The organism is Pseudonocardia sp. (genome assembly GCF_050246655.1).
Classification (GTDB): Bacteria; Actinomycetota; Actinomycetes; order Mycobacteriales; family Pseudonocardiaceae; genus Pseudonocardia.
Window position 1 is genome coordinate 14,171 of sequence record NZ_JBFWVQ010000043.1, and the last position, 22,868, is coordinate 37,038.

Consider the following 22,868-nt stretch of genomic DNA (forward strand, 5'->3'; position numbering starts at 1 on the left):
AGGCTCACCCGACGTGGGCGTGCGTGACCTGCTCTACTCCGTCTACGAGCGGAACCTGAGCCGCGAGCTGGCCCGCGTCGAGCCGGCCCAGCGGCCCCGCCACATCGCCGTCATGCTCGACGGCAACAGGCGGTGGGCGCGTGACGCCGGTTTCGTCGACGTCAACGACGGCCACCGCGTCGGCGCGGCCAGGATCGCGGACCTCCTCGACTGGTGCGAGGAGGCGCATGTCGAGGTCGTCACGCTGTTCCTGCTGTCCACCGACAACCTCAGCCGTCCGGCCGAGGAGCTCGGGCCGCTGCTGGAGATCATCGCGGACGTCGTGGACGACCTCAGCGGTCCGGACGCGCGCTGGCGCCTGCGGGTCGTGGGGGCGCTGGACCGGCTGCCGGCGCCGATCGCCGAACGGCTCTCGGCGGCGGCCGAGCGCACGGTGGGCCGTCCGGGGCTGGAGCTCAACGTCGCGGTCTGCTACGGCGGCCGCCAGGAGATCGCGGACGCGGTGCGCAAGCTGCTGCTGCAGCACGCGGAGGCAGGGACGACGATCGAGGAGCTCGCCGAGGTCCTCGACGTCGACCACATCGCCGCGAACCTCTACACCTCCGGCCAGCCGGATCCGGACTTGGTGATCCGGACGTCGGGGGAGCAGCGGTTGTCGGGTTTCCTGCTGTGGCAGTCCGCGCACTCGGAGTTCTGGTTCTGCGAGGCGTACTGGCCGGAGTTCCGCAAGGTCGACTTCCTGCGGGCGTTGCGGGACTACTCCGCGCGCCATCGAAGGTTCGGCTCCTGAGCCCGGACCGGCCCCTGACGCGCGACGGCCCCCCGCCGGAGCGGGGGGCCGTGGTGCCGAGCGTGAGGTCAGACCTGCACCTCGTGGTTGCTGGTCGTGTCGTCGTTGGTGGTGCTGTCGGAGAGCGTGCCGAAGGCATCGCCCGCCGCCGGCAGCACGCCGCCCAGCACCGGGCCAGCGACCTGGTTCGCCGGGCCGTTGACGGGGCCGGGGAGGCCGTTGTCCTGCCCGACCACCGAGCCCTGGTCAGAGGCACCGGCGGTGCTGACGCGCTGCCCGCCCGTGACGGCCGGGAGCGCGTGCTCCATGACCGGCATCATCATCGGCGTCAGGCCCGCCTGGTCGAACTGCTGCTCGCCCGCGGTGCCGAACGTGGTCGGAGGGAGCTCGAAGGCGAACCCGGGCATCTGGCCGATCGAGCTGATCGGGTCGGTCGGGCCCGCGGCGGTGCGGCTGGCCCGGTGGGCCTCGAGCGCCTTGCCCACGTCGGCGGCGAGCGTCTCCGCCGGCACGAAGCTGTCGGTGGTGAAACCGTCGACTCCGGCCGTGTGGAGCTTGTTGAACTCGACGAGCTGCGCGATGTCGACGTTGGGGGTCGTGGTCTCGGTGGTCTCAGCCGCGAACGCCGGCGCCGTGGCGCCGGCGCCGAGGGCCGCCATCCCGCTGAGGGCGACGGTGGCGCGCAGCGCCTGCCTGGCCGTGGTCATGAGTGTGGTGTTCCTTCCCCGAGTGGGATTCCCGGTTCTGTCTCTGCCCGGGTCAACGAGGTGGCTCGGACCGGGGTTGTCCCGCGCCGCCAACGTCACCCGGACGAGGCGGCTACGGGGCCGTCAGAGCAGAGCGCCGGGCACCCGAGGGTGGCCCGGCGCTCCCGCACGGCAGGACGAGGTCAGTCGTTGTCGTTCTCGGCGTCCTGGGTGGTGCTCTGGCCGACCGCGGTGCCGGCGTTGGCGCAGTCGCCGCTGCCCTGCGCGGTGGCGGAGTCCGCGGACGCACCGGCGATGCTGAACAGCAGCGGGATCTGGGCGAGCACGCCGTTGACGGCGGCGAGGTTGACGTTGCAGACCTGGACGGCGTTGCCCGAGAGGACGTTGTTGCCGTTGAGGATGCCGTTGCCCTGGGCCGACTCCTGCTCGTTCTCCTGGTCGGTGACGTCGACGTTGCCGTGGCCGTGACCGCGGTCCCCGGCGAACGCCAGCGGGCTGACGGCGAGCAGACCGGCGGTGGCCAGGGCGGCGATGGTTCCAGCCTTCTTCAGCACAGTTCTTCTCCTGTTGAGTGATCCGGACCGACCGGGGCCGGTGCCACACAGCGTCGACGCTCACAGCGGGGAGCCGTCGCCGACTGACGGGTTCAACGAGCCTTTCCCGCATTCCGATGTGCCGGCTCAAGAATGTCACCCGATAGTGGACCATCGGATCCCGTTCGGGCGACGGCGATGAAGCCGCGAACACGGGAAAGGGCGCCGGACCGATGCCCGACGCCCTTTCCCGGAGTACGACGAGATCAGTCGTTGTCGTTCTCGGCGTCCTGGGTGGTGCTCTGGCCCACCGCGGTGCCGGCGTTGCTGCAGTCGCCGCCGCCCTGCGCGGTGGTGGAGGTGGCCTCGGCCAGCGCGGCACCGACGATCGGGACCTGCACGAGGATGCCGTTGAGGGCGGCCACGTTCACGCCGCAGACCTGGACGGCGTTGCCCGAGACCAGGTTGTTGCCGTTGAGGATGCCGTTGCCCTGGGCCGACTCCTGCTCGTTCTCCTGGTCGGTGACGTCGACGTTGCCACCGGCGAACGCGAGCGGGCTCAGGGCGAGCAGACCGGCGGTGGCGACAGCCACGACCGTTCCAGCCTTCTTCAGCACTGTTTTCTCCTGATGTGATCCGGAGTCGACCGGGACCGACCCCCTCGTGTGTCGGCACTGGGATTGGGGAGCCCGAGCCGACTGCCCGGATCAACGACGGCTTCGGGGGCCCGTTCCGGTCCCTTTACCCGGATCACCCGATCCGGTGGCGCGCGGTGGACCGTGCCTGGTCCCGGACGCACGAACGGGGCGCCGGACCGCGGTCCGGCGCCCCGTTCGGTGCTCGGTCGTGCTCGGTCGTGCTCAGTCGTTGTCGTTCCAGGCACCCTGGGTGGTGCTCTGGCCGACCGCGGTGCCGGCGTTGCTGCAGGCTCCGGCCCCCTGCGCGGTGGCGGAGCTCCCCGACGCCTCGTCCACCGAGCCGACCGGGACCTGCACGAGGACGCCGTTGAGGGCGGCGATGTTCACGCCGCAGAGCTGGACGGCGTTGCCCGAGATCAGGTTGTTGCCGTTGAGGATGCCGTTGCCCTGGGCCGACTCCTGCTCGATCTCCTGGTCGACCACGTCGACCCCGCCCGCGAAGGCGAGCGGGCTCAGGGCGAGCAGAGCGGCGGTGGCGACGGCCGCGACCGTCCCGACCTTCTTCAGCACTGTGGTTCTCCTGTCGGTGGGAAGGTCAGTCGTTCGAGTGGTACTGCTCGGTCTTCTGGCCGTACGCCTCGCCGGTGCTCTCGCACGGGTCCGCGGCGTTGAGCCCCTCGTTCGGCGAGTCGTGGACCGCGAGACCGAGGTTGCACAGCAGCGTGTCGGGGTTCTCGGAGTTGCCCTCGACCTTGTTGTTGCCCTCGCCGATGCCGTTGCCCTCATGGCTGACCTGGTGCTTGTCCTGGTCGGTGTCCGCGAACGCGAGCGAGCCCGCGGTGAGCGCTCCCGCGGCCACGACGGCCGCGACGACGATGATCTTCTTCAGCACTGTTCCGTCTCCTGTTGTCCCTCGAGTGACGTCCGCGGGCGGAGCGTCAGTGCTCCCACTTCTTCTGCGTCTCGACCTGGTCGACCTGCGTGCCGCTGTGCTCGCAGGCGCCACCGCCCTGCTCGAGCTGGTCGCCGGGGGTCGGCGACGGGATGTCGAGGTTCTCGTTGCAGACCAGCTGCTCGTCGAGCCCGCTGAGCAGGTTCTTCCCGTTCGCCTCGCCCTCACCCTGGGTCGAGGACTGCCAGGTGTCCTGGTCGGTGTCCGCGAGGGCGAACGGGGCGAGCGCCAGCACCCCGACGGCAGCCACGGCCACCGCGACTCCAGCCTTCTTCAGCACAGTGCATCTCCATGTGTTCGGCAGAGCCGACCGCGAAGGTCGGCCCGTGACGTGGCCGGCGGCGTGGGACCTGCGCCGACTTGCCCGACCAACGAACGGTGCCCGCGCAGGTCGCGGGACCATCGGTGGAGATCACCCTGCCGTGCGACGGGCGAGGGATCCGTCACAGCCCTTCAACGGACGCGGCACACGCGCGAAACGGCGCCGGGCGGAGTCCGCCCGGCGCCGTTTCGGCTCGTGTCGTCCGGCGCCGCTGCGCCGGAAGTGGATCAGTCCTCGTCGTTCTCCTGGCTGGTGTTGCCGTTCGCGGACACGCACTTGGCGCCCTGCACCTCGGTGTTGCCGTTGCCGCCCAGCAGGCCGAGGATCTTGATGGCGTCGACCTTGACGTTCGGGCAGACGTTGGCGTTGTTGAGCACGCCGCCGCCGAGAATGTCGCCGTTGAGGGCGTCGACGTTGATCAGGCCGCTGGAGCTGCGGTTCTTCGAGTTGTCGATCTTGTTGGACTGCGAGAACCGGTCGCCCGACTTGCCGTGGCTGCCCGCGAAGGCCAGCGGGCTCACCGCGAGCAGGCCTGCGGTGGTGACGGCGACGACGACGGAAGCCTTCTTGAGCACGTTCATCTCCATGTGTGATCCGGGAAGCCCGACCCTCGATCGGGGTCCCATTCGTTGCCGGCGAGTGGTGGGGAGCCCTCGTCGACGCCGAAAAAGCTATCGATGGGGTGACTTGACTGCCAAGCGATCTACCACTAATAGAGCAGCGACATTACTTTACGGATGGTGACGCGTCGTTTCGGGCGAGATTCCAGCGGAGAGAATTCACCGCCATCGCTCCCGTATCCTCACTATCCGTGATGTCGAATCACCCGATCGCACGCATATCCTTCCGCGGGGATGCGCTGCGTGATCGCCCATTCCGGCGCTTCGCCCGCTAGGGTCGGCCGATGTTGGACGGGTCGGCGGCCGAGTACGCGGCTCTCGCCGCCCGCGTGGACCGGCTCCTGCCGGGAACGGCGCGGGTGCCGGCCGAGCTGCGCCATCGGGTCGCCGCACAGCCGCGGCCCAGGGCGTCGGCGATCGTGGGCGAGGCGGGACGGCTGCGGTCGCGCCTCGCGGGCCGCACCGGCAGGCGGGTCCGGGTGCTGGACGCCCAGCTGCGCGCGCTCGAGTGCACCGCGCGCGGGCTCGCGGGGCAGGAGATCGGGTTCCGCGCCGAGGTCGCGACCGTCTTCGGCGTCGAGATCCACCCGGGCGAGCCGGACGTCTACGCCGCGGCGCACCGGGTGATCGGCGAGCTCCTGCCCGGCCGCGGCCCCGTCCTGCTCCGCTGGGCGGCGCACCGGCGTCGCGACGAGGTGCCGCGCGCGCTGCTGCTCCCGGCTGTGGGGGCACTCGCGGCGGCGTTGCGGACCCGCGTGACCTGGCCGCTCCCGCCCGGCGAGGTGGTGAGGTGGCGCCTGGTCGACCGCGCGCCCTGGACAGCGCTGCACACCGGGGACGGCACCCGCTCGGTCGTGACGCTGAACGCGGGCGCCCGGTTGCGCTGGTCGGCGCTGCCCGGCCTGGTGGCGCACGAGGCCTACCCGGGCCATCACGTCCAGTCCTGTCGGGCGGCCTGCTCGCCGCGCCCCGAGGACGCCGTCACGCTCGTGCGGGGGCCGCGGGCCGTGCTCGACGAGGGGGCGGCCGACGCCGGGTTCGAGCTGCTGGCCGGGCCGGACTGGGGCATGTGGACAGCCGCCGTGCTCGGCGAGGTCGTGCGCGACGCCCTCCGGGGCCGGTACGGGGAAGGCGCCCGCGACGCCGCGGCGGGCGTGCCGGCCGCAGCGGGCGGTGTGCCCTTCGACGGCGAGCTGGCCCGGCTGCTCGCCGCGGCGGCCCTGCCGCTGCAGGCGGTGCGCCAGGACGCGGCACTGCTGCTGCACGATCGCCGGTCGCCCTTCGTCACCCGCCCGGCCGCCGCCCGTGACCACCTCCTGCGCTGGCTTCCGCTCACCCGCGGCGAGGCCACCCGGATCGTCGAGGGGCTGGGTTCACCGCTGTGGCGCGGGCACGTCGTGACACACGTCCAGGGTCCGCCCCTGGTGAACGGTTGGTTACGTGGCACCGGATCTCCCGTGGACCGCTATCTGCGGCTGCTCGACGAGCCGCTCCTGCCGCGCGAGCTGGGCAGGAGCCCTCGCGCGGAGCGACCGGCGCGATCGCCGGACGCGCGCCCCGCGCTGTTCAGAGCCAGCTGACCGGATGCCTTAGCGCGATGAACGGTCGCTTCGTGCACCCGAAATTAACGTCGACCCGGCGCAAGATGCCCGCTGTGCTGTTGACCGCACCCGGGTGACCGCCGGTAGCGTTTCTCTCGACGGTGCGTATCCGATGCGCATTGTCCGGGGAGGCCCTGGTCGTGGTGTCAGTTGCACCCGAGGGGGCCGGCACCCGGCCCTCGCGGGCGTGGTCGGCGGCGCGTCAACAGCTGTCGGGCACGTCAGCTCCAGGGCCGGCCGGCCCGCCGACACGTGGGCGCGGTGCCGCGCCTGCAAGGGAGCGTCTTCGTTGACCGAGCTTGCGAGGTCGCACAATCTCCTCAGCGACCGAGTTCCGGATGGCACCACCGTTCGTTGCTTCGTGCTCGACACCTCCGTCCTGCTGTCGGACCCCTGGTCGCTGACCCGGTTCGACGAGCACGAGGTCGTCCTGCCGCTGGTGGTCATCTCCGAGCTGGAAGGCAAGAGGCACCATCCGGAGCTGGGCTGGTTCGCCCGCACGGCGCTCCGGCAGCTCGATGAGCTGCGCATCAAGCACGGCCGGCTCGACGCACCCGTCCCGATCGGCGAGCTCGGCGGGACGCTGCACGTCGAGCTCAACCACACCGACCCGGAGGTCCTGCCCGCCGGGTTCCGCACTGACTCCAACGACAGCCGGATCCTCGCCTGCGCGCTGAACCTCGCCGCCGAGCGCTCCGCCGACGGTCGTGGAGACGTCGTGCTGGTCACGAAGGACATGCCGCTGCGGGTGAAGGCGGCCGCCGTCGGGTTGACGGCCGACGAGTACCACGCGCTGGACGTCGTCCCGTCGGGCTGGACGGGCATGTCGGACGTCGAGGTGACCGCGGAGGAGGTCGACACCCTCTTCCGGGAGGGGGCCATCGAGCACGACGCCGCGCGCGAGCTGCCCTGCAACACCGGTCTGCGGCTGCTCGGCCCGTCCGCCGCGCTCGGGCGGGTGACGGCGGACAAGCGCATCCGGCTCGTCCGCGGGGACCGGGAGGCTTTCGGCCTGCACGGGCGCTCAGCGGAGCAGCGCATCGCCCTGGACCTGCTGCTGGACCCGGACGTCGGGATCGTGTCGCTGGGCGGGCGGGCCGGGACGGGGAAGTCCGCGCTCGCCCTCTGCGCCGGCCTGGAGGCCGTGCTGGAGCGACAGCAGCACCGCAAGGTCGTGGTGTTCCGCCCGCTCTACGCCGTCGGCGGCCAGGAGCTCGGCTACCTGCCCGGCAGCGAGACCGAGAAGATGGCGCCCTGGGCGCAGGCCGTGTTCGACACCCTCGGGGCGCTCGTCAGCCAGAGCACGCTGGACGAGGTCCTCGCCCGCGGGATGCTGGAGGTCCTGCCGCTCACGCACATCCGTGGCCGCTCGCTGCACGACTCGTTCGTGATCGTGGACGAGGCGCAGTCCCTGGAGCGCAACGTGCTGCTGACGGTGCTCTCGCGGCTGGGCACCGCGTCGCGCGTGGTGCTCACCCACGACGTCGCGCAGCGCGACAACCTGCGCGTCGGCCGCCACGACGGGGTTGCCGCGGTGATCGAGAAGCTGAAGGGGCATCCGCTCTTCGCCCACGTCACGCTCACCCGTTCCGAGCGTTCGCCGATCGCGGCGCTGGTCACCGAGATGCTGGAGGGCCCCAACACCTGACCGTGGAACGCCGTCGAGAACGACGTCGTGCAGGTCTCGAGCCCCTGTTGATCAGCGCAAGGTCGTTCTCGACGGTCACAGGCCGTGCGGGGTGCCCTCGGTGAAGCCTGCGACGGTCTGCACGCCGACGACGGCGCGCTCGTGCAGCTCGGCCAGCGTGCCCGCGCCGACGTAGGTGCAGGCCGAGCGGACGCCCGAGCAGATGCTGTCCAGCACGTCCTCCACGCCCGAACGGGCAGGATCGAGCAGTTGGCGCGAGCTGGAGATGCCCTCCTCGAACAGGGCCTTGCGCGCCCGGTCGAACGGCGACTCGCCGCGGGTGCGCGCGCCCACCGCCCGTTTCGACGCCATCCCGAACGACTCCTTGTAGGCACGCCCGGCCTCGTCGCGCAGCAGGTCGCCCGGCGACTCGTACGTGCCGGCGAGCCACGACCCGATCATCACGTTGGCCGCCCCCGCCGCCAGCGCCAGCGCGACGTCGCGCGGATGGCGCACCCCGCCGTCCGCCCACACCGCGACCCCGGCCTCCCGCCCGGCCTCGGCGCACTCCAGCACGGCGGAGAACTGCGGGCGGCCCACGCCCGTCATCATCCGCGTGGTGCACATGGCACCCGGCCCTACGCCCACCTTGACGATGTCCGCGCCGGCCGCCGCGAGGTCGTGCACGCCCGCCGCGGTCACGACGTTGCCCGCCGCGACCGGTACGGCGCCCGCCACCGCCTTCGCCACCGCGCGCAGCGCGTCGATCATCTTCTGCTGGTGGCCGTGTGCCGTGTCCACCACGAGCACGTCCACGCCCGCCGCGAGCAGCGCGGACGCCTTGGCCTCGACGTCGCCGTTGATCCCGATCGCCGCCGCCGTGCGCAGCCGACCGCCGCGGTCCACCGTCGGCGTGTAGATGCCCGCCCGCAGCGCCCCCAGCGCGGTGAGCAGCCCTGCGAGCCGGCCGTCGGCGTCCAGGCCGAGCGCGACCTGCATGCCGCTGATCGACTCGAACACCTCCCGCGGCGGGGTGGTCAGTGGCAGGACGACCGGATGCGGGTCCAGGACGTCCGCGAGCCGGGTGAACCGGTCCACCCCGTGGCAGCGCGCCTCGTCCACCGTGCCCACCGGGCGGCCCTCGTCGTCGACCACGACCACGGCACCGTGCGCCCGCTTGGGCAGCAGGTTCAACGCGTCCGCCACCGCGTCGCCGATGTGCAGCGTGAGCGGGGTGTCCCAGACGGGGTGGCGCGACTTGATCCAGGCGACGATCTCCGCCACCGCCTCCGGCGCGACGTCCTGCGGCAGCACCGTGAGCGCGCCCCGGCGTGCCAGCGTCTCGGCCATCCGCCGCCCGGCCACCGAGGTCATGTTCGCCGCCACCACCGGCACGGTGGCGCCCGAGCCGTCCGGGGTGCGGAGATCGACGTCGAAGCGGGACGCCACGGCCGAGCGGGACGGCACGAGGAAGACGTCGTCGTAGGTGAGATCGGCCTGCGGTGAGTGGCCGTCGAGGAAGCGCACGGAACAGTGACTGTACGCGGACGCTCCGCGGACCCTATGCGGTGACGGCGGTGAGCGTGCGGATCGTGCCGTTCGCCCGGCAGCGGGCCCGCATCCGGTTCACCGATCCGTGCAGGCGGGCCGTCTCCGGACCGGTGAGGAACCGTAGCTGCATGTCGCGGGTGAACGGCCGCCACAGGCCGAGGATGCCGAAGTACCAGAACGGCCCGTCCTCGTGCTCGGACCCGAAGAGCGCGACCTCCGGCGTCCATCCGGCACTGAAGCACGCCTGCAGCTGCTCGTCGCCAGCGCAGGTGGCCCAGCCGCGCTCGTCGAGCGCGAACCAGACGGCGTCGTCGACGGAGTCGCCGTGGTAGTGGCGTGCGAAGAAGTCCAGCAGCGGCATCCAGGACTGGCGCGGGTCGGCCTCGTCGACCGCGTCGTGCTCGGCGATCGGCCAGTAGCCGTAGCGGTCGAACCCGTGGACGGTCCGGATCACGTCGTCGAGCTGGGCCTTCGCCGATCCGGGCGGCAGCGGGCTCCAGCGCAGCAGCCTGCGCAGGACGGCGGGATGCTCCCGCTCGACGTCGTTGATCAGCAGCCGCACGTCCTCGCCACCGATCACGAGGCGGGCCTGCGCCCGCAGGTCGGGGAGCGTGGAGAGCGCGCTCAGCTCGGGCCGCTGGAAGTCCGGCTGGCGCACGACGATGTGGCGGCGGATGCGCGTGCTCGGGTCCGCCCGGTACTCGTCGCCGTACAGGACCGGGTAGTCCTCCCACCGGTGGCTGAAGAACAGCGGTTCCGACCCGCGGCGGCTGTACTCGATCTGGGGTCCGTTGTAGAACTCCTCGGGCAGCATCCCCGTCAGGTGCACGCGGATCAGCCGCACGCGGTCGCGCCCGCCGTCCTGCCCGGCGAACGTGCCGGCGAGGGTCTGCGTCACCTCGTTCACGAGCGTCGTGTACTGGTCCGATGTCGTCTTGAACGTCTTGCTCTGGATCCGCTCGGACTCGCCCCGGAAGTAGGCGTCGGCGAGCGCGGCCCACGCGTGGCGCTCCAGCGGCGACGCGCGGTGCCCGTTGCCGGTGTCGATGTGCGCGCGCCAGGCGAGCAGCTCGGCGTGCAACCCCTTCATCCCGGGGCTCACGTAGAGGCTGGGCAGGAGGCGTTCCTCGAGGCGGTGGAAGTCCTCCACCCCGGACTGCAGCTCGGTCACCAGCGTCTCGAGGCGGTCGAACCGGCCGACGACGTTCTCCAGCTGGCCGTAGAGCTGCACGAGCAGCGTCGCGAGAGCCCCGACGAGCGCCGACACCGTGGCGCTCACGACCTTGGCGCCCGTCGACTCGTCCCGGCCGAGGACGTACTCCTCCACGACCAGCCACAGCACGCCCACCACGACGCCGACGAGCAGGCTGAACCACGGGGAGCGCACGAAGCGCGCGAGCTTGCCCGGCGCGGGCGCGGCCACCCTCAGCCCTGGCGGTGCTCGGCGCCGAGCAGCGTGCGCAGCCACCGCCCGTGGACCTCGTCGCGGCCTAGCCGCGCGGGCATCTCGGCGGGCGCGAAGAACTCGGCCCGGTCGAACCCGCACTCGGGGTTCGGGCGGGGCTCGCCCTCGCTGGTCGCCTCGTAGGTGAGCACCGGCGCGTGGTCGACGTCCACGAGCGACACCCCGCGCAGGGCGACGCCCGTCACCGGGACCCGGATCTGCTCGGCCAGCGTGGTGCGGATCCAGTCCGCCGGATCGGTGGTGGTGAGATCGCACGTGCCCGCCTGCACCCAGTAGGCACCCGGGGGCCACCAGAAGACCTCGCCGCGCTCGGTGCCGCCACGAGCAGGTAGCGGTCGTCCCGGCTGACCAGTACCTCGGGCATCACGGCGGTGTGCGAGACGGAGGCGTCGACGGCGCCCACGGTTCCCCCTCCGGTGGCGGAAAGTCGTGCCGCGCGGCGGGCGCGGACGGGGCGAGGGTACCAGCGGCGTCCGCCGCCTCGCCGTCGTCAGCCCGGCAGCAGGGCCCGCACGGTGTCGATCGTGTCGGCGTCGGCGGGCGTCTTGTCCGGCCGGTAGCGCACCACCCGGGCGAACCGCAACGCCACCCCGCCGGGGTAGCGGGTGCTGCGCTGCACCCCGTCCAGCGCGATCTCCACGACCAGCTCCGGGCGCAGCAGCAGCTCGTGGCTGTGCTCATTGCTCGCTGTGCCCTGCGCATGGCCGTCGCTGTCGCTCGATCCGGCCTGCTCCCGCCGGGCGAGCGCCGGGAACGTGGCGGTCTGCCAGGCCAGGAGCTCGTCCGTCATGCCCTTGAACGTCTTGCCGACCATCACCGGCTCGCCGCCGTCCGGGTCGCGGGCGCCGAGGTGGATGTTCGAGAGGCTCCCCGTGCGCCGCCCGTAACCCCACTCCGCGCCGAGCACCACGAGATCGAGCGTGTGCACCGGCTTCACCTTCTGCCACGCCTTGCCGCGCCGCCCCGCCGCGTACGGGGCGTCCAGCGCCTTGACGACGACGCCCTCGTGCCCGGCGGTGAGCGCGGCGTCCAGCACCTCCGCGGCCTCCTCGGCGCCGGGACGGCGACGCCCGGGCATGCGCAGGGCGGGGTGCGCGGCCAGCAGGCCGTCCAGCGCGGCCAGCCGGGCGTGCAGCGGTTCGTCGATCAGGTCGGTGCCGTCCAGGTGCAGCAGGTCGAAGAAGAAGGGGCTGAGCAGGGTGGGCGACCCGTCCGCCCCGAAGCGGCTCATCGTCTCCTGGAACGGCCGGGGGCGGCCGTCGTCGTCGAGGGCGAGCGACTCGCCGTCCAGCACGGCGGTGCGGCACGGCAGCGCCAGGACGTGCTCCACCAGCTCCGGCACCCCGGCGGTGACCTCGCGCAGCGTGCGCGTCCAGACCCGCACGTCGTCGCCGTCGCGGTGCACCTGGATGCGCGCTCCGTCCAGCTTGTACTCGACGGTGACCTCGGGACCCAGGGTGGCGAGCGCCGCGTCCAGCGACGACCCGGGGCTCGCGAGCATCGGCCGCACCGGCCGGCCCACCCGCAGCGTGACGGCCTGGAGCGCCGCCGCGCCGCCGGAGAGCGCGAGCGCCGCCGTCTGCGGCAACCGGCCCGAGAGCATGAACGCCCGGCGCACCACCGCCGCCGGGACGTCCGCGGCGGCCGCGACGGCGTCCAGCATCACGCCCTCCAGCGCCCCGTGGCGCAGCTCGCCGGTGAGCAGCCGCACCAGGAACCGCTGCTCGTCGGCGGTGGCGGCCCCGAAGAGCTCCGCGAGCAGCGCCGCGCGCCGGGCCGTGGACCCGGAGCCCGACGTGGCGGCGAGCGCGTCCAGCAGCGCGTCGACCGCCGTGATGGTGAGGGTGGCATCGGCGGCGGCTGCGACGTCCAGGGCGGACAGCGTGCGCCAGCCCGCCCCGAGCCGCCCCTGCCGGGGCTCGCCCGCGAGCCACGCCGTGGCTGCCTCGACCTCCTCCGGCGGGGCCGCCCGCAGCAGCGTGGCCAGCGCGTCCCGCTTCGCCAGGCGGGCGCGTGTGGCCCCGACCGCGGCGGACGTGGCGACGACCTCGGCGAGCAGCACGGACCCGATGGTGCCAGCGACCCCCGACGTTTCCGCGCACTCGACGGACTCTTGGACGACCCTCCCCCTCGCAGACCTCCCGCACGCCTCGCAGGGGCTGCGGCGTCTGCGAGGCGTGTGCTGTCCCTGTGAGGCGGCCCCTGACGGCCACGGAGACGGGCGGCGGGGCGGCAGGCGCCATCCCCGTGGCCCGGAACGGCGGATCAGGTCGCCGCGGCACGCACCCGGTCGGCCGCCAGCCCGACGGTGGTGGTCTCGCCGATCCCCGGCAGTCCCGGCCGGGAGACGGCGTCCACGATCAGTTCGCCCTCCGCCACCGACACGACCAGCCGCGTCACCGGCCCCAGGAACGTCGACGAGACGACGGTGCCGCGCTCGCCGTCCGCGCCGACCGTCAGCTCCTCGGGGCGCACGGCCACGACCGGCTCGTCACCGAGCGCGCCCACCACCGGCACCTCCACGCCGAGCACCCGCACCCGGTCGCCGACGACCTCGGCGGTGAGCGTGTTCTGCACCCCCACGAACTCGGCGACGAATCCGGTGGCCGGGGAGCCGTACACCTCCTGCGGCGTGCCGACCTGCTCCAGCCGCCCGCCGAACAGCACCGCCACCCGGTCCGCGACGGCGAGCGCCTCGGCCTGGTCGTGGGTGACGAAGAGCGTCGTGATGCCCTCGGCGAGCTGCACGCGGCGGATCTCGTCGCGCAGTTGGACCCGCACCCGGGCGTCCAGCGCGGAGAGCGGCTCGTCGAGCAGCAGCACCGACGGCGACACCGCGAGCGCCCTGGCCAGCGCCACCCGCTGCTGCTGGCCACCGGAGAGCTGGTGGGGGTAGGCGCCGCCGCGGTCGCCGAGCCCGACCAGTTCCAGCAGCTCGGCGGCCCGCTTCGCGCGCGCGGCCGCCGCGACCTTGCGCATCCGCAGCCCGAAGCCGACGTTCTCCGCGGCCGTCATCGTCGGGAACAGGGAGTAGGCCTGGAACACCATGCCGGTGTCGCGGCGCGCGGCCGGCAGGTCCGTGACGTCCTTGCCGCCGATCAGCACGCGGCCCGCCGTCGGCTTGTCGAACCCGGCGAGCAGCCGCAGCGCCGTCGTCTTCCCGCAGCCGGACGGGCCCAGCAGCGCCAGCAGCTCGCCGGGCTTCAGCGCGAGGTCCAGCCCGTCCAGCGCGTGGGTGGCGCCGAAGCTGCGCCGGATGCCGCGGAACTCGACGGCGACCCCGCGCTGCGTCGCCGGTGGTGCCTGCGCGGTCATCGCGACCTCCCGGTCCGGCCGCCCGCGAACGAGACAGCGAGCAGCAGAAGCCACGTCAGCACGAGCGCGGCCAGCGACAGCGCGACCGACACGCCGGCCGCCGTGCGGCCGACCTCGACCACCGCGACCGGAAAGGTGTCGGTGTAGAGCAGGATCCGCGCGATCACGACCTCGCCGAGCACCAGCGCGAGCGTCAGGAACGCCGCGCCGAGCACGGCGGTGCGGATCGTCGGCAGGACCACCCGCACCAGCGTCGTCGCGCGACCGGCGCCGAGGTTGCGGGCGGCCTCCACGAGTGTGCGCAGGGGGACCGCGGCGAGCCCGTTGTCGATCGCGCGGAAGGCGAACGGCACCGCGAGGACCACGTAGAACGGGGTCAGCGCCGTCGTGGAGGAGGCGAAGAGCTCCCGGAACACCGGGCCACCCAGGTTGGCCTGCACGAACGCGATCCCCGCCGCCATCACGACCGGTGGGATGACGATCGGCAGGATCGTCACGCTCTCCAGCAGGCCCGACAGGCCCGGCAGCCGCAGCCGCACCCACACCGCCGTGGGCACCACGAGGACGAGCGTGAGCGCGGCGGTGAGCAGGGCGATCCCGAGCGAGGTGAGCACGGCCTCGAACAGCGCCGCGTCCCGCACCACGGCGAGGTAGTTCGTCGGCCCGTAGCCGCCGGGGACGCGCAGGCTGAACTCCGCCGCGGCGATCAGCGGCATCAGGAAGTACACCGCGGCGAGCCCGAGGACGACCGCCCGCCAAGGCCTCACCCGTCCTCTCACCGCGTCCACCGGGAGGCGCGCTTCTGCAGCCACAGGTAGCCGACCATGACCACGGAGATCACGAGCACCATGTCGAGGCCCAGCGCGAGCCCGACGTTCTGCTGGCCGGTCAGCACGTTGCCCGACAGCGCCGCCGCGATCGCCGTCGGCACGATCGGGATCTGCCCGCTGGTGAGCGCCAGCGCCGTCGCGTAGGCGGCGAAGGCGTTGCCGAACAGGACGAGCGTGGCCCCGCCGAGCGCGGGCGCGAGCACCGGCAGCGCCACGTGCCGCCAGTACGCCCACGACGACGCCCCCAGGTTCTCCGCGGCCTCCCGCCACTGCGGCCGCAGGCCCTCGAGCGCCGGGGTGATCAGGATGACCATGAGCGGGATCTGGAAGTAGACGTAGGTGAGCGCGAGGCCGGTGAGCGAGTCGATGCGGAACCCCGCGGCGTAGAGGTCCAGGCCCGCGGCGCGCAGCCAGAGCGTCGCCAGGCCCGTCTGGCCCAGGGCGGCGATGAAGGCGAACGCCAGCGGCACCCCGCCGAAGTAGGCGAGCACCCCGGACCCCGTCGCCGTCACCCGATGCAGCGGGCCGCCCTGCCGCCCGACCACCACCGCCTGGGCGAGGAACGCCCCCGCGACCGCCCCGATCAGCGCCGTCAGCGCCGAGATCCACAGGCTCGACGCGAACGCGGCCCGGTACTGCGGCGCCGTCAGCGACGCGATGACGTTGTCCAGCGTGGGACGCCCGTCGGCGGTCGAGAGCGCCCCGCTGATCACGAAGAACAGCGGGCCGCCGAGGAACACGAGCAGGTACGCGGCGAACGGCAGCAACCCGAGGAGGGCCCACGCCCGGCCCGCCCGCCGTGGGGGTGCGGGGTCCGCGGCGGGCGTCTCCAGCAGGGTCACGGCCGTGTCACGACGTGGCGCTCGCCCACGTCGTGGCGACGACCTCCTTCGCCGCGTCCGTCTGTTCCTGGGTGGGGAACTGCGGCTCGCCCTCGACCTGCGGCAGCGCGGCGAGCAGCGCCTGGTCCGCGGTGCCCGCTGTGGTCATCTCGTCCAGCCGGACGGGGCGGGCCTTGCCGGCGAGCCACAGGTTCTGACCCTCGTCGGAGAACAGGAACTCCTGCCACAGCCGGGCCGCCGCCGGGTGCGGGGCGTTCTTGTTGATCGCCTGAGCGTAGTACTGGGCGAACAGGCCGTCGCTCGGCACGGCGACCTTCCAGTCGAAGCTGGCCTTGTTCTTCTCGGTCTCGGTGACGTTGAGGTAGTCCCAGTCCAGGACGATCGGGGTCTGGCCGCTCTGGATGGTCGCGGGCGTCGGGTCGATCTTCAGCAGGTTGCCGCTCTTCGAGAGCGTGCCGAAGTACTCGACGCCGGGCTGGATGTTGTCGAGCGAGCCGCCGTTGGCGAGTGCCCCCGCCCAGACCGACGCGAACGCGGACGCGGCCTGCGTCGGGTCGCTGTTGAGCGCCACCTTGCCCGAGTACTCGGGCTTCGCGAGATCGGCGATCGTCGTCGGGCAGTTCGGGACGAGCGAGCTGTTGCAGCCGATCGAGATGAACCCGCCGTAGTCGTTGACCCAGGCGCCGTTCGGGTCCTTGTTCGCCGCCGGGATCGAGTCCCAGGTCTGCACCTTGTAGGGGGCGAAGAGCGCGATGTTGCCCAGCGCGAAGGACTGGCCGAGATCCAGGACGTCCGGCGCGCGCTCCTGCGTGCCCAGCTGCTGGACGGCGTTGATCTCGTCCTGGCTGGAACCCTCCGGGTTCGCCGACTCGACCTTGATGCCGTACTTGTCGGAGAAGGTCGTGATGATCGCGCCGTAGTTTGCCCAGTCCGGCGGCAGCGCGATGACGTTGAGCGTGCCCTCCTCCTTGGCGGCGGCCACGAGCGCGTCGAAACCGCCGCCCTCCGCAGCCGACGTGGCGGTGGCCCACGCCGACGCGTCGCCGCCCGCCGCACCGCCCCCACCACCGCCGCCCGAGCTCACGCAGCCGGTGAGTGCCGTCGCCAGCACCGCACCGAGCACGACCGCGATCTGGCGCTCTCGTCGCACTGCGTCCTCCACATCGCTCGACAGGGTGATCGCCGGTGATCACCCTCGGCGGCCGAAGCGTGCACGACATGGCGCGGCCGTGACAACCGCTGGGCGGGCGGGTGAACGAGATCGTGACCTGGTGGTTGCCGGCCGGGCAGACTCGCGCCCGTGACGACCTCTCCGCTGCCCGACCCGGCGCTCGTCGTGCTGGCCGGAGCTGCGGGTTCGGGGAAGTCGACGTGGGCCGCGGCCCGCTACCGAGCCGTCGAGATCGTCTCCTCCGACGCGCTGCGCGGGATCGTCGGCAGCGGGCCCGCGGACCTCGATGCGTCGGGGGACGCGTTCGAGCTGCTGGACCGGATCGTCGCCGCGCGGGCCGGCCGCGGGCTGACCACCGTCGTCGACACCCTCGGCCTCGACGACGCCCGCCGCGCCGCGCATCTGCGGCTGGCCCGGGCGGCGGGGTTGGCGGCCGTGCTCGTCGTGCTGGACACCCCTGCGGCGCTGTGCCGGGAACGCAACCGTGGCCGGGACCGGCCCGTCCCGGCGACGGTGCTCACCGGCCAGCTGCGCCGTGTGCGCGGGCTGGCCGCGACGGCGGCGGGGGAGGGTTGGGACCGGGTCGTCGTGGTGGGGGGTGACGCGGTCCCCGGGGTGGCCGTCGCCCCCGCGAGTTCCGCATCTCGCGGCCGCGAGTTGCGCATCTCATCAGGCCGTGATGCGCGTCCTGTCAGGGTGATGCTGCAGCTGTCGCGCTTCCCCTGGGGCGACGACCCGGCGCGATGGGTGCGCGACGTCGCCCTCGCCGCGGACGCCGTGGGCTTCGACGGCCTCGCGCTCATGGACCACCTCGTCCAGATTCCGCAGGTCGGACGGGCGTGGGAACCGATCCCGGAGCCGTACGTGACGCTCGGGATGCTCGCGGGCCTGCCCACCGGGCTGCGGCTCGGCACGCTCGTCTCGCCCGTGTCGATGCGGGCGCCGGGACTCGTTGCGAAGGCCGTTGCGACCCTTGACGTCCTGAGCGGCGGGCGCGCCTTCTGCGGTCTCGGCGCGGGCTGGTGGGCCCGCGAGCACGCGGCGTACGGGCTCACCCTGCCGTCCGCGCCGGAGCGGCTCGATCGGCTCGCCGCCGGCGTCGAGACGCTGCGCGCGCTCTGGGCACCCGGTACCGGGCCGCACGCGGGCCGGTACGTCGCGCTGCCCGAGACGACGTGCTACCCGCGGCCCATCGGGCCGGTACCGGTGATCGTCGGTGGTGCGGGGGAACGGACCCTGCGGATCGCCGCGGAACTCGCCGACGGCGCCAACGTCGCGGCCGACGACCGGCTTCCACAGCGGATCGACGTGCTGCGCCGGGCGTGCGCCGCCGCGGGCCGCGACCCGGCCGAGGTGGAGGTGACCGTGCTGGACGTGGCGGTGGTCGGGACGGACCGCGACGACGCCGCGGCGCGCGTGGAGCGGCTGCGCGGGCGAACCCGAGCCGCGACGTTCGCCGCCCGCCATCACGCCGGGACTCCCGCACAGCACGCGCGCCGCTATCGGGAACTGGCCGGCGCGGGCGTCGGGACGGTGTTCCTCGCCGTGCCGGACCTTCGGGATTCGGAGGACCTGGAACGCTGCGCCCCGCTGCTCGCAGCCTTGCTGTGACCCGAGCCCGACGGAATCCGCATCACGACCTGATGAGATGCGCAACTCGCGGGCGGGAGACCGGCAACTCGCGGGCGGGAGACCGGCAACTCGCGGGGGCGGGATGCGGAATTCGCGGGGGCGGGATGCGCAACTCGCGGGCGGGAGACCGGCAACTCGCGGCGGTGGGATGCGGAACTCGCGGTCAGCGGCCGCCGCGGGCCATCGCCAGCACGTCCAGCGCCGCGTCGAGCTGCTCCAGGGTCAGCTTCCCGGCGTCGACGTGGCCGCGCTCCAGCACCACGTCGCGGATCGTCCTGCGCTGCGCCAGCGACTGCTTCGCGATCGACGCCGCCTCCTCGTAGCCGAGGTAGCGGTTCAGCGGCGTGACGATCGACGGCGAGGACTCCGCGTACTCCCGCGCCCGCTCGACGTCCGCCTCGGCACCCGCGACGACCTTGTCGGCCAGCAGGCGCGAGACGGCGGCGATCAGGCGCGCCGACTCCAGGACGTTGCGGGCCATCACTGGCATCATCACGTTCAGCTCGAGGTTGCCCTGGGCACCGGCGAAGGCCACCGTGGCGTCGTTGCCGAGCACCTGCGCGGCGACCATCATCGTCGCCTCGCAGATCACCGGGTTGACCTTGCCTGGCATGATCGAGCTGCCCGGCTGCAGGTCCGGCAGGTGCAGCTCGGCGAGCCCCGTCCGTGGCCCGGAGCCGAGCCAGCGCAGATCGTTCGCGATCTTGAACAGGGAGACGGCCACCGTCCGCAGCGCCCCCGAGGCCTCCACCAGGCCGTCCCGGGCGCCCTGCGCCTCGACGTGGTCGGGCGCCTCGGAGAGCACATCCAGACCTGTCGCGGTGCGCAGCTCCGCCACCACGGCGGCCCCGAACCCGTCCGGGGCGTTGAGCCCCGTGCCGACCGCGGTGCCGCCGATCGGCAGCTGGCCGAGCCGGGGCAGTGCGTCGCGCAGCCGCGCCACGCCGTTCTCGACCTGGGTGGCCCAGCCCCCCGCCTCCTGGCCCAGCGTGATCGGCACCGCGTCCATGAGGTGCGTGCGACCGGCCTTGACGACGTCGGCCCAGTCCGCGGCGCGACGGCGCAGGGTGGCCGCGAGGTACTCCAGTGCCGGGATCACGTCGGTGGCGAGCGCCTCGGTGGCGGCGAGGTGGATGGTCGTCGGGAAGACGTCGTTGGACGACTGCGAGGCGTTGACGTGGTCGTTCGGGTGCACGTCGACCCCGCCCCGCGCGGCGAGCTCGGCGATCACCTCGTTGGCGTTCATGTTCGAGCTGGTGCCTGAGCCGGTCTGGAAGACGTCGACGGGGAAGTGGTCGTCGTGGCGGCCCGCCGCCACCTCGTCCGCCGCCGCCGCGACCGCCTTCGCGACATCGTAGGCCAGCATCCCGAGCCGCCCGTTCACCCGCGCTGCCGCGGCCTTGACCAGGCCCATCGCCCGGATCTGGGCGCGCTCCAGCCCCCGCTCGGAGATCGGGAAGTTCTCCACGGCCCGCTGCGTCTGGGCCCGCCACAGTGCCTCCGCGGGGACCCGCACCTCGCCCATCGTGTCGCGCTCGATGCGGTAGGCGGTGGCCTCGCGGGCGTCGTCGCTCGTCATGTGCCCGGCATACACGGGCGCGGGCCGGGTGCGCTACCGGACGATCTGGACGACGTCGCCGCGCTGCAGCGTGGCGAAGAACACCTGCGACGCCGACTTCGACAGCCGCACACACCCGTGCGATCCGCCGCGCAGCGGGCCCTGGTGGAACGCGATGTTGCCGTTGAAGAACACCGCGTTGGGCATCGCCACGTCGTAGATGGAGCTGACGTGGTTGCGGCTCTTGAAGAACACCCGGAACGTCCCCGCCGGGGTCCGGTACCCGGACTTCCCGTGCACGATCTTCGTGGGGCCGTACTCGATCTTCCCGTCCCGGATCAGCCAGGCCTGGTTCGAGGACAGGTCCGCGCACGCGCGGGCCGCCGGGGAGCACGGTGTGCCCGCGACGACCGCGGGGACCGGTGCCGGGACGGCGGCGGGTGCCGGCGCCGCGTCGGGGACCGCGACCGCCGGCGCGGTGGCGGCCGACGCCGCGACGACCGGCTCGGTGGTCATCGGCTCGGTGGTCATCGGCTCGGCCGTCACCGGCTCACTGACGACCGGCCCCGTCATCGGCGCGGCCGCCGCGCCGACCGCCACCACCGTGCCCAACGCGACCAACGCCATGCCCAGCACCTGAGACACCCGCATCGCGAACCCCCGTCCCGCCCCGCCCGCCGTACAGCGCACGACCCCGACCACAAGGATGATCTCCGGCCGGAGCGGGTGAGTTGAGATCCGATCGAGTGACCCCGTGCTCACGATTCGATCACGGCAGGGGCGGGTTGTGCTCCTGCTCGGCCAGCAGTTCGTCGGCGATGTCGAAGTCGACGGAGGAGTACTCGCGCAGCTTCGTCAGCCGGTGGTAGCCGTCGATCATCCGGACGGTGCCGGACTTCGACCGCATCACGATCGACTGCGTGGTGCACCCGCCCGCCCGGTAGTGCACGCCGCGCAGCAGATCGCCGTCCGTGATCCCGGTGGCGCAGAAGAAGACGTTGTCGCCGCGCACCAGGTCGTCCGTGCTGAGCACCCTCTCCAGGTCGTGACCGGCGTCGATCGCCTTCATCCGCTCGTCGTCGTCGCGGGGCCACAGCCTGCCTTGGATCGCGCCGCCCATGCACTTGAGTGCGGCGGCGGCGATGATCCCCTCCGGGGTGCCGCCGATGCCGACGAGCAGGTCGATGCCGGTGTTCGGACGCGCCGCCGAGATCGCCCCGGCGACATCGCCGTCGCTGATGAAGTGGATCCGTGCACCCGTCCGTCGGATCTCCTTGACGATCCCGTCGTGGCGCGGGCGGTCCAGGATGCAGACGCTCACGTCGGCGACGTCCGTGCCTTTGGCCCGCGCGATCCGGCGGACGTTCTCCGCGATCGGCGCCGTGATGTCGATCACATCGGCCGCCTCCGGGCCGACGGCGAGCTTCTCCATGTAGAACACCGCCGAGGGGTCGAACATCGCTCCGCGCTCGGCGACCGCGAGCACAGCGACCGAGTTCGGCATGCCCTTGCTCATCAGCGTCGTGCCGTCGATCGGGTCCACGGCGACGTCCACCTCGGGGCCCTCGCCGTTGCCGACCCGCTCGCCGTTGTAGAGCATGGGCGCCTCGTCCTTCTCACCCTCGCCGATCACGACGATGCCGCGCATCGAGACGCTGCCGATGAGCTGGCGCATCGCGTCGACCGCCGCGCCGTCGCCACCGTTCTTGTCGCCGCGTCCGACCCACCGCCCGGCGGCCATCGCCGCGGCCTCCGTGACCCGGACCAGCTCCATCGCGAGGTTCCGGTCCGGGGCCTCCCGCCTGCGCGCGCCGCCCGGCTGAGACCCACCCGACTGCGAAGTCATACCCGGCCTCCTGTGTCTACCGCTCCGGATGCCGATCCTCGCAGACGGACGGCGGTCGCCGGACCTGCTGACGCCTCGGCTGGAACGATCCGGGATGTGACGTTCGACCCCACCCCGCCACACGAGCCGCGCAGGCCACCCCCGCGCAGCGCGCTGGGGCCGCGCCAGCTCGTCGGGGCGATCCTCGTGCTGCTGCCGGTGGTGCTGCTCCTCGGTGGCCTGTCCCGGTGCTCCTTCGCCCCGGGCGGGCCCGAGATCGACCCGTCCGCCGGCCCCGCCGTCGACGCGCCCGCCCTCCTGCGCGACGCGGCGCGGCTGGCGCCGTTCGCCGTCCGGATCCCGGCCGTGCCACCGGGATGGCGCAGCAACGCCGTGGACCGGGCCACCGTCGCCGGCGGGCCCGGCACCGCCGTCCGGGCCGGGTACGTCACCGGTGCGGGCCGCTACCTGGAGCTCGTGCAGTCCGACGCCCCGGAGGAGGCGCTCGTCCGCGACGTGGCGGGGACGGTGCCCCCGCCGACCGGTGTCGTGGACGTGGGCGGTACGCGGTGGGTCGTCTACGGCGGGGACGAAGCGCTGTGGGTGGCCGACGTGGCCGGCGTCCGCCTGCTCGTCACGGGCAGCGCGGGCGAGGACGAGTTCCGCACGCTCGCCGAGGCCACGCTCGCGGGGGAGACGCTGCCTGCGGGGACACCCCCGCCCCGGTGACCGCGAGTTGCGCATCTCATGGCCGCGAGTTGCGCGTTTCATCGGTGGCCAGCGGGCCCGCCGAGTGTGCGGTCAGGCAGGCCGGGAGCTGAGTGGGTGCACGGTCGATGCGCGCTCGGCCCGCCGAGTGTGCGGTTCTGCAGGCCGAGGGGTGAGCGGG

The 22,868-nt window shown here is 73.1% G+C and carries 23 protein-coding genes; 5 read left to right on the forward strand and 18 right to left on the reverse strand.

The annotated features are described in order from the left end of the window. Nucleotides 1-19: 19 nt before the first annotated feature. Nucleotides 20-790: an isoprenyl transferase gene (locus AB7J25_RS15615; protein WP_428509647.1), complete on the forward strand. Its 771-nt coding sequence runs from the start codon at nt 20-22 to the stop codon at nt 788-790. 68 nt (nt 791-858) lie between these two features. Here AB7J25_RS15615 and AB7J25_RS15620 read toward each other — a convergent pair whose 3' ends face one another. The 7 genes from AB7J25_RS15620 to AB7J25_RS15650 form a co-directional block, all read right to left on the reverse strand. Beyond that, on the reverse strand, nt 859-1,497 hold the full coding sequence (locus tag AB7J25_RS15620) for a hypothetical protein (RefSeq protein WP_428509584.1): 639 nt from the start codon (nt 1,495-1,497) through the stop codon (nt 859-861). A gap of 182 nt (nt 1,498-1,679) precedes the next feature. Continuing rightward, nucleotides 1,680-2,051, reverse strand: coding sequence for a hypothetical protein (locus AB7J25_RS15625; protein ID WP_428509586.1), 372 nt, complete (start codon nt 2,049-2,051; stop codon nt 1,680-1,682). Nucleotides 2,052-2,296: 245 nt separating this feature from the next. Next, nucleotides 2,297-2,647, reverse strand: coding sequence for a hypothetical protein (locus tag AB7J25_RS15630; RefSeq protein ID WP_428509588.1), 351 nt, complete (start codon nt 2,645-2,647; stop codon nt 2,297-2,299). Nucleotides 2,648-2,890: 243 nt separating this feature from the next. After that, entirely contained in the window at nt 2,891-3,238 is a 348-nt protein-coding gene (locus AB7J25_RS15635; protein WP_428509589.1) for a hypothetical protein, read from the reverse strand. 25 nt (nt 3,239-3,263) lie between these two features. Beyond that, a complete protein-coding gene (locus AB7J25_RS15640) occupies nt 3,264-3,560 on the reverse strand; it encodes a hypothetical protein (protein WP_428509591.1) in 297 nt (98 codons plus the stop codon). Nucleotides 3,561-3,606: 46 nt separating this feature from the next. Beyond that, nucleotides 3,607-3,900, reverse strand: a complete 294-nt coding sequence (locus tag AB7J25_RS15645; RefSeq protein WP_428509593.1) for a hypothetical protein — start codon at nt 3,898-3,900, stop codon at nt 3,607-3,609. Nucleotides 3,901-4,169: 269 nt separating this feature from the next. Next, nucleotides 4,170-4,529 (reverse strand): hypothetical protein, encoded by a 360-nt coding sequence (locus AB7J25_RS15650; RefSeq protein ID WP_428509595.1) that lies wholly within the window; start codon nt 4,527-4,529, stop codon nt 4,170-4,172. Nucleotides 4,530-4,846: 317 nt separating this feature from the next. On the opposite strand from AB7J25_RS15650, the gene AB7J25_RS15655 reads away from it, so the two are divergent. Both AB7J25_RS15655 and AB7J25_RS15660 read left to right on the forward strand, forming a co-directional pair. Then, a complete protein-coding gene (locus AB7J25_RS15655; RefSeq protein WP_428509597.1) occupies nt 4,847-6,142 on the forward strand; it encodes a DUF885 domain-containing protein in 1,296 nt (431 codons plus the stop codon). 382 nt (nt 6,143-6,524) lie between these two features. Further along, on the forward strand, nt 6,525-7,811 hold the full coding sequence (locus AB7J25_RS15660) for a PhoH family protein (protein WP_428509599.1): 1,287 nt from the start codon (nt 6,525-6,527) through the stop codon (nt 7,809-7,811). 75 nt (nt 7,812-7,886) lie between these two features. On the opposite strand, the gene AB7J25_RS15665 is transcribed toward AB7J25_RS15660, so the two are convergent. The 8 genes from AB7J25_RS15665 to AB7J25_RS15700 form a co-directional block, all read right to left on the reverse strand. Next, a complete protein-coding gene (locus AB7J25_RS15665) occupies nt 7,887-9,317 on the reverse strand; it encodes a GuaB1 family IMP dehydrogenase-related protein (protein ID WP_428509601.1) in 1,431 nt (476 codons plus the stop codon). A 34-nt stretch (nt 9,318-9,351) separates the two neighbouring features. After that, on the reverse strand, nt 9,352-10,764 hold the full coding sequence (locus AB7J25_RS15670; RefSeq protein WP_428509603.1) for a hypothetical protein: 1,413 nt from the start codon (nt 10,762-10,764) through the stop codon (nt 9,352-9,354). Nucleotides 10,765-10,766: 2 nt separating this feature from the next. Beyond that, on the reverse strand, nt 10,767-11,075 hold the full coding sequence (locus tag AB7J25_RS15675) for a hypothetical protein (RefSeq protein WP_428509605.1): 309 nt from the start codon (nt 11,073-11,075) through the stop codon (nt 10,767-10,769). 221 nt (nt 11,076-11,296) lie between these two features. Beyond that, a complete protein-coding gene (locus AB7J25_RS15680; RefSeq protein ID WP_428509607.1) occupies nt 11,297-12,868 on the reverse strand; it encodes an ATP-dependent DNA ligase in 1,572 nt (523 codons plus the stop codon). Nucleotides 12,869-13,071: 203 nt separating this feature from the next. Continuing rightward, on the reverse strand, nt 13,072-14,121 hold the full coding sequence (locus AB7J25_RS15685) for an ABC transporter ATP-binding protein (RefSeq protein ID WP_428509609.1): 1,050 nt from the start codon (nt 14,119-14,121) through the stop codon (nt 13,072-13,074). Continuing rightward, nucleotides 14,118-14,888: an ABC transporter permease gene (locus AB7J25_RS15690; protein WP_428509611.1), complete on the reverse strand. Its 771-nt coding sequence runs from the start codon at nt 14,886-14,888 to the stop codon at nt 14,118-14,120. The genes AB7J25_RS15685 and AB7J25_RS15690 overlap by 4 nt, the downstream gene beginning before the upstream one ends. Before the next feature lie 8 nt (nt 14,889-14,896). Then, nucleotides 14,897-15,793 carry an ABC transporter permease gene (locus AB7J25_RS15695; RefSeq protein WP_428509613.1) on the reverse strand — a complete coding sequence of 299 codons (897 nt, stop codon included), beginning with the start codon at nt 15,791-15,793 and terminating at the stop codon, nt 14,897-14,899. Nucleotides 15,794-15,800: 7 nt separating this feature from the next. After that, nucleotides 15,801-16,943 (reverse strand): ABC transporter substrate-binding protein, encoded by a 1,143-nt coding sequence (locus AB7J25_RS15700; RefSeq protein ID WP_428509615.1) that lies wholly within the window; start codon nt 16,941-16,943, stop codon nt 15,801-15,803. A 150-nt stretch (nt 16,944-17,093) separates the two neighbouring features. On the opposite strand from AB7J25_RS15700, the gene AB7J25_RS15705 reads away from it, so the two are divergent. Then, entirely contained in the window at nt 17,094-18,575 is a 1,482-nt protein-coding gene (locus tag AB7J25_RS15705) for an LLM class flavin-dependent oxidoreductase (protein ID WP_428509617.1), read from the forward strand. Nucleotides 18,576-18,759: 184 nt separating this feature from the next. On the opposite strand, the gene AB7J25_RS15710 is transcribed toward AB7J25_RS15705, so the two are convergent. From AB7J25_RS15710 to glpX, 3 genes are all read right to left on the reverse strand, one after another. Continuing rightward, nucleotides 18,760-20,175: a class II fumarate hydratase gene (locus AB7J25_RS15710; RefSeq protein WP_428509619.1), complete on the reverse strand. Its 1,416-nt coding sequence runs from the start codon at nt 20,173-20,175 to the stop codon at nt 18,760-18,762. 33 nt (nt 20,176-20,208) lie between these two features. Beyond that, the gene (locus AB7J25_RS15715; protein WP_428509621.1) at nt 20,209-20,781 is read right to left on the reverse strand and encodes a L,D-transpeptidase; all 573 of its coding nucleotides are present in this window, start codon (nt 20,779-20,781) and stop codon (nt 20,209-20,211) included. 142 nt (nt 20,782-20,923) lie between these two features. After that, nucleotides 20,924-22,000: a class II fructose-bisphosphatase gene (gene glpX, locus AB7J25_RS15720; RefSeq protein WP_428509623.1), complete on the reverse strand. Its 1,077-nt coding sequence runs from the start codon at nt 21,998-22,000 to the stop codon at nt 20,924-20,926. 96 nt (nt 22,001-22,096) lie between these two features. On the opposite strand from glpX, the gene AB7J25_RS15725 reads away from it, so the two are divergent. Continuing rightward, a complete protein-coding gene (locus AB7J25_RS15725; RefSeq protein WP_428509625.1) occupies nt 22,097-22,708 on the forward strand; it encodes a DUF4245 domain-containing protein in 612 nt (203 codons plus the stop codon). Nucleotides 22,709-22,868 lie beyond the last annotated feature (160 nt).

Coding starts and splice junctions, on each gene's coding strand:
- AB7J25_RS15620 (WP_428509584.1), bottom strand. CDS start 1,497: ATGACCACGGCCAGGCAGGCGCTGCGCGCCACCGTCGCCCTCAGCGGG.
- AB7J25_RS15650 (WP_428509595.1), bottom strand. CDS start 4,529: ATGGAGATGAACGTGCTCAAGAAGGCTTCCGTCGTCGTCGCCGTCACC.
- AB7J25_RS15655 (WP_428509597.1), top strand. CDS start 4,847: ATGTTGGACGGGTCGGCGGCCGAGTACGCGGCTCTCGCCGCCCGCGTG.
- AB7J25_RS15685 (WP_428509609.1), bottom strand. CDS start 14,121: ATGACCGCGCAGGCACCACCGGCGACGCAGCGCGGGGTCGCCGTCGAG.
- AB7J25_RS15710 (WP_428509619.1), bottom strand. CDS start 20,175: ATGACGAGCGACGACGCCCGCGAGGCCACCGCCTACCGCATCGAGCGC.
- AB7J25_RS15715 (WP_428509621.1), bottom strand. CDS start 20,781: ATGGCGTTGGTCGCGTTGGGCACGGTGGTGGCGGTCGGCGCGGCGGCC.
- glpX (WP_428509623.1), bottom strand. CDS start 22,000: ATGACTTCGCAGTCGGGTGGGTCTCAGCCGGGCGGCGCGCGCAGGCGG.